Genomic DNA, 8,074 nt, shown 5'->3' with positions numbered 1-8,074 from the left:
GTCCTCCACCATCCAACTCAACAGTTCGCCGAACGAATGCCCCGCTTGTGCGGCGATTTCAGGCACCAGAGACGTCGGCGTCATGCCCGGCTGGGTGTTGATCTCGAGCCAGACAACCTCGCCGTTTTCGGAGTGACGGTCGTCGTAACGGAAGTCCGACCGGGAAACGCCCCGGCAACCGATAGCTTGGTGAGCCTTAAGCGCTAGTGTCTGTATTTTTTGGTAAATATTCGGTGAAATTTTAGCAGGGGTTTCGTGTTTTGATCCGCCCGCCACGTATTTCGAATCGTAATCGTAGAAGGAATGGCCGGTCGGAATGATCTCGCAGACGCCGAGCGCCACATCGCCCATCACCGCGCAGGTCAGCTCACGCCATGGATGTAGCGCTCGACCATGACGGTGTCGCCATATTTCCATTCGGACGAGCCGATGACCTGCGGCGGATGCGACTGCCCTTCATGCACGATGACGACGCCGAAGCTCGATCCTTCGTTGACCGGCTTGACCACGTAGGGCGGCTTCATCGGATGCTTGTTCTGGATGGCGAAGCGGTTGGCCACCTTCGATTCCGCCACCAGGATGCCGGCTGCCTTGGCGACTTTCTTGGCCTGCTCCTTGTTCATGGCCAGCGCCGAGGCAAGCACGCCGGAATGCGTGTAGGGGATTTCGAGATATTCGAGGACACCCTGAATGGTGCCGTCCTCACCGAACGGACCGTGCAGCGCATTGAAGGCAACGTCAGGCTTGAGCGCGACAAGCACGGAGCCGACATCGCGCGCAACGTCGACCCGGGTGACGCGATAGCCTTCATTCTCGAGCGCATCCGCACATGCCTTCCCCGAGGACAGGGACACGGGCCGCTCCGACGAAAAACCACCGAGCAGGACGGCCACATGCTTGTTCTTCATCTCCCGTCATCCCCTCTCACGGCGGGCCGCGACTGACATTTCCACACCAGCATTCCCGCACGGTGAGTCCGAGTCTTCCGGCAGGTTGCCCCCCAGACGGAAAACGCGACCGACGCGTCGAACGACTCAAATCAGGAAACGCTTGAGGCCAGAGAATCAGAGAGTTGATTCGCTGGCAAGTCCTTAAGATTCCGAGAGATTCACTTTCCGCGAAAACAGTTGCGAAAAGTGTGTCGTAGAGTCTTTGGGGCAACGGTCCCTGGGCCGTTACGGATCGCCGAAGTTCATGTATTACTTGAACTTCGCCACACCCTGGAGGTGCGCTGAGTTCCAGCTCAGGCCGGCATCGCCTGAGCGCCGGCACGCCTTAGAGGAGTTGCCCCAGGAATTCCTGAACCGCATGGCCGGACCGGAAATCGCCGAGGCGCTTGATTTCCCAATGCAGCCGGACGCCCGAATTCTCGAGCACCCGCGCGCGCACGGTCTCGCCGAGATATTCGAGGTCGTAGCCGGTCGCGGTGCCGGTGTTGATCATGAAATTGCAATGCATCGGCGACATCTGCGCGCCGCCGATCATCAAGCCACGGCAGCCGGCCTTGTCGATCTCCTTCCAGGCCGAGGTGCCCTCCGGATTCTTGAACGTCGAGCCGCCGGTCTTCTCGCGGATCGGCTGCACCGTCTCGCGATGGTTCTGCACCGCGTCCATCGCCGCCTTGATCGTCGCCTGGTCTTCCGGATGCCCCTCGAACAGCGCCGAGGTGAAGATCAGCCCCGAAGGTGCCGCCGAATGCCGATAGGCATAGCCCATGTCGGCATTGCTGAGCGTGTGAAGATTGCCCTTGCGGTCGAGCGCCCGCACCTCGACGACGCGTTCGCGCGTCTCGACGCCATTGGCACCGGCGTTCATCCTCAGTGCACCGCCGACGGCGCCGGGAATGCCGTGGTAGAAATGGAAGCCGCCGATCCCCGCCTCGTAGGCGACGGCCGCGAGGCGCTTGTCGGGCGTTGCGGCGCCGGCCCTGATTGTGGTCGGCGAAACGACTTCCGCCTCGCCAAAGCCCTTGGCCGAAAGCCGGATGACGAAACCTGGAATGCCGCCGTCGCGCACCAGGAGGTTCGAGCCGACGCCGACGACGGTCAGCGGGATTTCCTCCGGCACGGCGCGTAGGAAGGCGGCGAGGTCCTCCTCGTCAGCCGGCTGGAACAGCGCGTCCGCCAGGCCGCCGGCGCGAAACCAGGTGATCTTGTCCATCTCGGCGTTGGGCGTGACGCGGCCGCGCAGGCCGGCCAGCCGGTCGCCAAGCTTTTCGATCAGGGCCTGGCCGCGCATCATGAGGCCGTCCCGCCGAGTTCCTTGGGCAAAGCATAGGCCCATTGCGTGATGTTGCCGGCGCCGAGGAAGACGACGAAGTCGCCCGGCTTGGCCAGTTCGCGGATGATCGGCGCGATCGCCGCCGGGCCCTCAATATTGCGCGCGTCGCGATGACCGCCGGCGCGGATGCGCGACACCAGCGCATCCGAAGTGACGCCTTCGATCGGCTCTTCGCCTGCCGCATAGACCGGCGCCACCATCACTGTGTCGGCGTCGTTGAAGCAGACCGAGAACTCGTTGAACAGATCGTGCAGCCGGGTGTAGCGATGCGGCTGCGCAATAGCGATGACGCGGCCTTTGGTGGCGCTGCGCGCGGCCTTCAGCACCGCCGTGATCTCGACCGGATGGTGGCCGTAATCGTCGAAGATCTCGACGCCGTTCCACGAGCCGGTATGAGTGAAGCGCCGCTTGACGCCGGCGAAGGACGACAGGCCCTTCTTGATCGCCTCGGCGGTGAGGCCAAGCTCATGCGCGACCGCGATCGCGGCGGTCGCGTTGGAGACGTTGTGGCGGCCGGGCATCGGCAGACGCAGATCGGCAATCGTCGTCTGGCCTCCCGTCTTGCGGTCGCGGATGACGACGTCGAACTCGGAGGCGGCACCATCCATGCGGTGATTGGTGAAGCGCACGTCGGCCTGCGCGTTCTCGCCATAGGTGATGACGCGCCGGTCCTCGATGCGGCCGACCAGCGCCTGCACCTCGGGATGATCGGTGCACATCACGCCGAAGCCGTAGAACGGCACGTTCTCGACGAACTGGCGAAACGCCTCGCGCACCTTGTCGAAGCTGCCGTAATGGTCGAGATGCTCGGGATCGATGTTGGTGACGACGGCGATGTCGGCCGGCAGCTTCAGGAAGGTGCCGTCGCTCTCGTCGGCCTCGACCACCATCCATTCACCGTCGCCCATGCGGGCGTTGGTGCCATAGGCGTTGATGATACCGCCATTGATCACGGTCGGGTCGAGCCCGCCCGCTTCGAGCAGTGTCGCCACCATCGAGGTGGTCGTCGTCTTGCCGTGCGTGCCGCCGATCGCAACCGCCTGGCGGAAGCGCATCAGTTCGGCCAGCATCTCGGCGCGGCGCACGACAGGCAGCAGCTTCTCGCGCGCGGCCTTGAGCTCGGGGTTGGATTTCTTGATCGCGGTCGAGACGACAACCACCTCGGCATCGCCAAGGTTTTCCGCCTTGTGGCCGACGAAACACTCGATGCCCTTGTCGCGCAGCCGCTGCACATTGGCGCCGTCGGCCTGGTCGGAGCCCTGCACCTTGTAGCCGAGATTGTGCAGCACCTCGGCAATGCCGCTCATACCGATGCCGCCGATGCCGATGAAATGCACAAGGCCGATCGTCTGCGGCATCTTCATGCTTGCGTCCCCTTCCTGAAGTCCGAAACGGTTTTTTTCGACGCAATAGCCTCTGTCAGATCGGCGAGCAACCGCGCCGCGTTCGGTTTTCCGGCCGACTGGGCGGCCGCGGCCATGGCCGACAGCCGATCCGGGTCCTGAATCAGCCCGGCGACCAGCGTGGCGATGCGCTCAGGGGAAAGCGTGGATTGCGGATGCACCTCCGCCCCACCGGCCGCCGCAAGGGCGGCCGCATTCGCCGCCTGGTCGTGGTCGAGCGCGTGCGGATAGGGCACCAGCAGCGCCGGCCGGCCGATGACGGCGATCTCCGACACGGTCGAGGCGCCGGAGCGCGACATCACCAGGTGCGACGCCGCCATCCGCGCCGCCATGTCGGTGAAGAACGGCGACACCTGCGCCTCGACGCCCAGCGACGCATAGGCCGCCTTGACCCGCGCCACGTCCTCGGCGCGCGCCTGCTGCGTGATCATCAGCCGCTTGCGCTCGGCCTCCGGCAGAAGCCCGATTGCCGCGGGCACGGCGTCGGAGAAGAACTGCGCGCCCTGGCTCCCGCCGAACACCAGGAAGCGGAATGGCTCATCGCCGGTCGAAGCCACATAAGGCGTCTTTGCCGCCTCCAGGATCTGCGGCCTGACCGGATTGCCGGTGGTCACCGTCTTGGCGCCGGCAGCACTTTCGTCCTCCGGCAGGAAACCGCCGGCGATGGCGTCGACGCGGCCGGCCAGCGCCCTGTTGGCGCGGCCCATCACCGCGTTCTGCTCATGGATCAGCGACGGCACCCTGCGCCGTGTCGCGGCATAAAGCGGCGGCAATGTCGGATAACCGCCAAAGCCGACGACGGCTTCCGGCTTGATCCTGGCGATGATCTTCGAGGCCTGCCGCACACCGCGCCAGATCGTCCAGAAGGCCGACAGCACCGCCAGCGGATTCTTCGAGCCAAGCGTCGCCGACTGGATCGGATGGATGTTGACAGCCGGGAACTGGCCGGAATAGCGCTCGGCGCGATGGTCGGTGGCCAGATGCACCTTCCAGCCGCGCTCATTGAGCTCATGTGCCAGCGCTTCGGCCGGGAAGAGATGTCCGCCCGTGCCGCCCGCCGCCAGAAGGATCACACCCCGCGACATATCACTCCGCCGGCATGGCGCGCTGCGGGAAGGAAAAACCCATCTGCTTGCGCTTCTCGGGCCGCCTGCGCGTCAAGGCCAGCACCATGCCCATCGAGATGGCGATGGCGATCTGCGAGGAGCCGCCATAGGAGATGAACGGCAGCGTCATGCCCTTGGCCGGCATCAGTTGCAGGTTGACGCACATGTTGATGGCCGACTGCAGGCCAAACACCGTGACCAGACCGCCAACGGCATAGCGCGCGAAGTCGTCGTGTTCCTTGAGCGCGGTGTTGAGGCCGCGCAGCACGATGAAGGCGAAGATCGACATAATGAAGAAGCACATCACCAGCCCGAACTCCTCGCCGGCGACCGAGAAGACGAAGTCGGCATGACTGTCGGGGATGACCCGCTTGACCGTGCCCTCGCCCGGGCCGACGCCGAACCAGTGGCCATTGATCAACGCCTCGCGCCCCATGTCGACCTGGAAGGTGTCGCCCTCGCCGGTCAGGAACTTGTCGATGCGGGCGGCGACGTGTGGAAACACGGTATAGGCGGCGAACAGGCCGCTGACGCCGGTGACGCCGAGCGCGATGATCCACAGCCACGGCAGGCCCGCCATGAAGAACATGACCCCCCACGTGCCGGTCACCAGCATGGTCTGGCCAAGGTCGGGCTGGGCGACGAGAAGCGAGACGACCAGAACCAGGAGCAGCAGGGCAAACAGATTGCCGGGAATGTCGGGCTGGCGCTTGTGCTCGGCGAAGAGCCATGCGCAAACGATGACGAAGGCCGGCTTCAGGAACTCCGACGGCTGGATGGAGAGGCCGGCAAGCGATACCCAGCGCCGCGCGCCTTTGACCTCGACGCCGACATAGAGCACCGCCACCATCAGCACCAGCATGGTGCACAGGATCACCAGCGCCATGCGCCGTATCTGCCGCGATTCCAGGAAGGAGACGGCGAGCATCACGCCGAGCGCCGGCACGGTGAAGATGATCTGCCTGGTGGCGAAGTGGAAGCTATCTAGGCCGATGCGTTCGGCCACCGCCGGGCTCGCCGCGAAGGAGAGCACGATGCCCAGACCCATCAGCGACAGGAATGCCGCCAGGAACCAGCGATCGATCGTCCACCACCAGGTGGCTACCGGACTTTTGTCGAGACGGCTTTGCATTAACGTGCCCCTCCGATGGGTTTCACGCCATCTATAGCGCTCGCAGCTTGCCTGAAGGCTTCGCCGCGCACTTCGAAATTCTTGAATTGGTCGAAACTGGCGCAGGCGGGCGACAGCAGCACGACCGCCTCGCCGCCATCGTCATTGGCGGCGTCGCGCGCGGCATGCTCGACAGCCGCCGCCAGCGTACCGGAGATCTCGTAGGGCACCGCCTCGCCCAGCGTCGCCGAGAAGGCGGGTGCCGCCTCGCCGATCAGATAGGCCTTGGCGATGCGCGGGAAGAAGCCGCGCAGCGGCTCGATGCCGCCTTCCTTGGGCAGGCCGCCGGCGATCCAGTAGATGCGGTTGAAGCTGGACAGGGCTGGAGCCGCCGCATCGGCATTGGTCGCCTTGGAATCGTTGACGAAGAGCACATGGCCCTTGCGGCCGACCTGCTCCATGCGATGCGCCAGGCCCGGAAAGCTTTCCAGCCCCGCCTGGATCTCGCCGAGGTCCAGCCCGACCTTGAGACAGGCGGCGACCGCGGCCAGTGCGTTCTGCGCATTGTGCTGGCCGCGTAGCGAGCCGATACCTTCCAGGAAGGCGACACGACTGTAACGGCCATGCACGGCTTCCATCAGGTTGCTGCCATCGGCGAAGTAGCCGTCGGTCAGCGGCAGGCGCTTGGAAATGCGGATGACCGGCCTGCCGGCGCGCTCCAGCCGGTCGGCGATCTGCGCGCACCAGGAATCGTCAACGCCGACGATTGCCGTCTCGCTACCGGCCACCAGCCGCTCCTTGATCGAGGCGTAGTGCGCCATGGTGCCGTGGCGGTCGAGATGATCGGGTGTCAGGTTGAGCAGGATGCCGGCCGTCGGATTGATCGAGGGCGCGAGGTCGATCTGGTAGGAGGAGCATTCGACGACGTAGTGGCGTCGCTCTTCCGGTGGATCGAGCGTCATGATGGCGCGGCCGATATTGCCACCCATCTGCGTGTCGCGCGCCGCCGATTTCAGGATATGCGCGGTCAGCGCCGTGGTCGTTGATTTGCCGTTTGTGCCGGTAATGGCGATGAAGGGAGCCGTCGGCGCCCGCAGGATCCGCTCGCGGCAGAACAGCTCGATATCGCCGATGACCTCGACGCCGGCGCCCCGCGCGAGTTCCACCGTCCAGTGAGGCTTCGGATGTGTCAGCGGCACGCCGGGCGACAGCACGAAGGCGGAGAAGCGCGACCAGTCGGCACCGTGCAGGTCGCCCGTCGCGATCCCGGCGGCGGCGGCCTTGGTGACGCTATCCGGATTGTCGTCCCAGGCAAGGATGTCGGCCCCGCCAGCGATCAGCGCATGCGCGGTCGCGATCCCCGAACCGCCGAGCCCGAAGAGCGAAACGCGCTTGCCTGAAAAGGATGAGGCGGGGATCAAGCGGCGGCCTATCTGAGCTTGAGGGTCGACAGGCCGACCAGCGCCAGGATCACCGCGATGATCCAGAAGCGGATCACCACCTGGCTTTCGGTCCAGCCGAGCTTTTCGAAATGATGATGGATCGGCGCCATCAAGAATACGCGCTTGCCGGTCATCTTGAAGTAGCCGACCTGGATGATGACCGACAGGATCTCGACCACGAACAGGCCGCCGACGATAACCAGCACAATCTCGTGCTTGGTCGCGACCGCGACCGTGCCGATCAGGCCGCCCATCGCCAACGAGCCGGTGTCGCCCATGAAGATGGCGGCCGGCGGCGCGTTGAACCACAGGAAGCCGAGGCCGGCGCCGATCACCGCGCCAAGCACCACCGCCAGTTCGCCGGTGCCGGGAACGAAGTGGATCTGCAGATATTCGGCGAACACGGCGTTGCCGGAAAGATAGGCGATGACGCCGAAGGATGCGGCCGCGATCATGATCGGCACGATCGCCAAGCCGTCGAGGCCGTCGGTCAGGTTCACCGCGTTGCCGGCGCCGACGATGACGAAGCAGGAGAACGGCACGAAGAACCAGCCGAGGTTGATGATAAATTCCTTGGCGAAGGGAAAGGTCAGCGACGAGGAGAACGGCGCCTGACCGTTATGCATGATCACCCAGGCGGCGATGCCGGCGATGACGAATTCGATCGCCAGCCGCGCCTTGCCGGAAAAGCCGAGATGCGACTGTTTGGTCACCTTCAGATAGTCGTCATAG

The 8,074-nt window shown here is 64.8% G+C and carries 6 protein-coding genes and 1 pseudogene; all 7 read right to left on the bottom strand.

The window, feature by feature from the left end:
- A pseudogene (locus EOA33_RS16290) lies at nucleotides 1-908 on the bottom strand (D-alanine--D-alanine ligase); the annotation flags it as partial.
- A gap of 367 nt (nucleotides 909-1,275) precedes the next feature.
- Nucleotides 1,276-2,241, bottom strand: coding sequence for a UDP-N-acetylmuramate dehydrogenase (murB, locus tag EOA33_RS16285; protein WP_126053900.1), 966 nt, complete (start codon nucleotides 2,239-2,241; stop codon nucleotides 1,276-1,278).
- Nucleotides 2,238-3,644 carry a UDP-N-acetylmuramate--L-alanine ligase gene (gene murC, locus EOA33_RS16280; RefSeq protein ID WP_127406056.1) on the bottom strand — a complete coding sequence of 469 codons (1,407 nt, stop codon included), beginning with the start codon at nucleotides 3,642-3,644 and terminating at the stop codon, nucleotides 2,238-2,240. The genes murB and murC overlap by 4 nt, the downstream gene beginning before the upstream one ends.
- The gene (gene murG, locus EOA33_RS16275; RefSeq protein WP_127406055.1) at nucleotides 3,641-4,768 is read right to left on the bottom strand and encodes an undecaprenyldiphospho-muramoylpentapeptide beta-N-acetylglucosaminyltransferase; all 1,128 of its coding nucleotides are present in this window, start codon (nucleotides 4,766-4,768) and stop codon (nucleotides 3,641-3,643) included. Before murG ends, murC begins: the two co-directional genes overlap by 4 nt.
- A 1-nt stretch (nucleotide 4,769) precedes the next feature.
- Entirely contained in the window at nucleotides 4,770-5,921 is a 1,152-nt protein-coding gene (gene ftsW, locus EOA33_RS16270) for a putative lipid II flippase FtsW (RefSeq protein ID WP_126053897.1), read from the bottom strand.
- Nucleotides 5,921-7,321 carry a UDP-N-acetylmuramoyl-L-alanine--D-glutamate ligase gene (gene murD / locus EOA33_RS16265; RefSeq protein ID WP_127406054.1) on the bottom strand — a complete coding sequence of 467 codons (1,401 nt, stop codon included), beginning with the start codon at nucleotides 7,319-7,321 and terminating at the stop codon, nucleotides 5,921-5,923. The genes ftsW and murD overlap by 1 nt, the downstream gene beginning before the upstream one ends.
- A gap of 8 nt (nucleotides 7,322-7,329) precedes the next feature.
- A partial coding sequence (gene mraY / locus EOA33_RS16260; protein ID WP_127406053.1) for a phospho-N-acetylmuramoyl-pentapeptide-transferase occupies nucleotides 7,330-8,074 on the bottom strand: 745 nt, incomplete at its 5' end.

This window comes from Mesorhizobium sp. M4A.F.Ca.ET.050.02.1.1, from assembly GCF_003997725.1.
Taxonomy (GTDB): Bacteria; Pseudomonadota; Alphaproteobacteria; order Rhizobiales; family Rhizobiaceae; genus Mesorhizobium.
The sequence above is the reverse complement of the archived record's forward strand: the minus strand, read 5'-3'. Positions and strand labels throughout refer to the sequence as shown.

Coding starts and splice junctions, on each gene's coding strand:
- murB (WP_126053900.1), bottom strand. CDS start 2,241: ATGATGCGCGGCCAGGCCCTGATCGAAAAGCTTGGCGACCGGCTGGCC.
- murC (WP_127406056.1), bottom strand. CDS start 3,644: ATGAAGATGCCGCAGACGATCGGCCTTGTGCATTTCATCGGCATCGGC.
- murG (WP_127406055.1), bottom strand. CDS start 4,768: ATGTCGCGGGGTGTGATCCTTCTGGCGGCGGGCGGCACGGGCGGACAT.
- ftsW (WP_126053897.1), bottom strand. CDS start 5,921: ATGCAAAGCCGTCTCGACAAAAGTCCGGTAGCCACCTGGTGGTGGACG.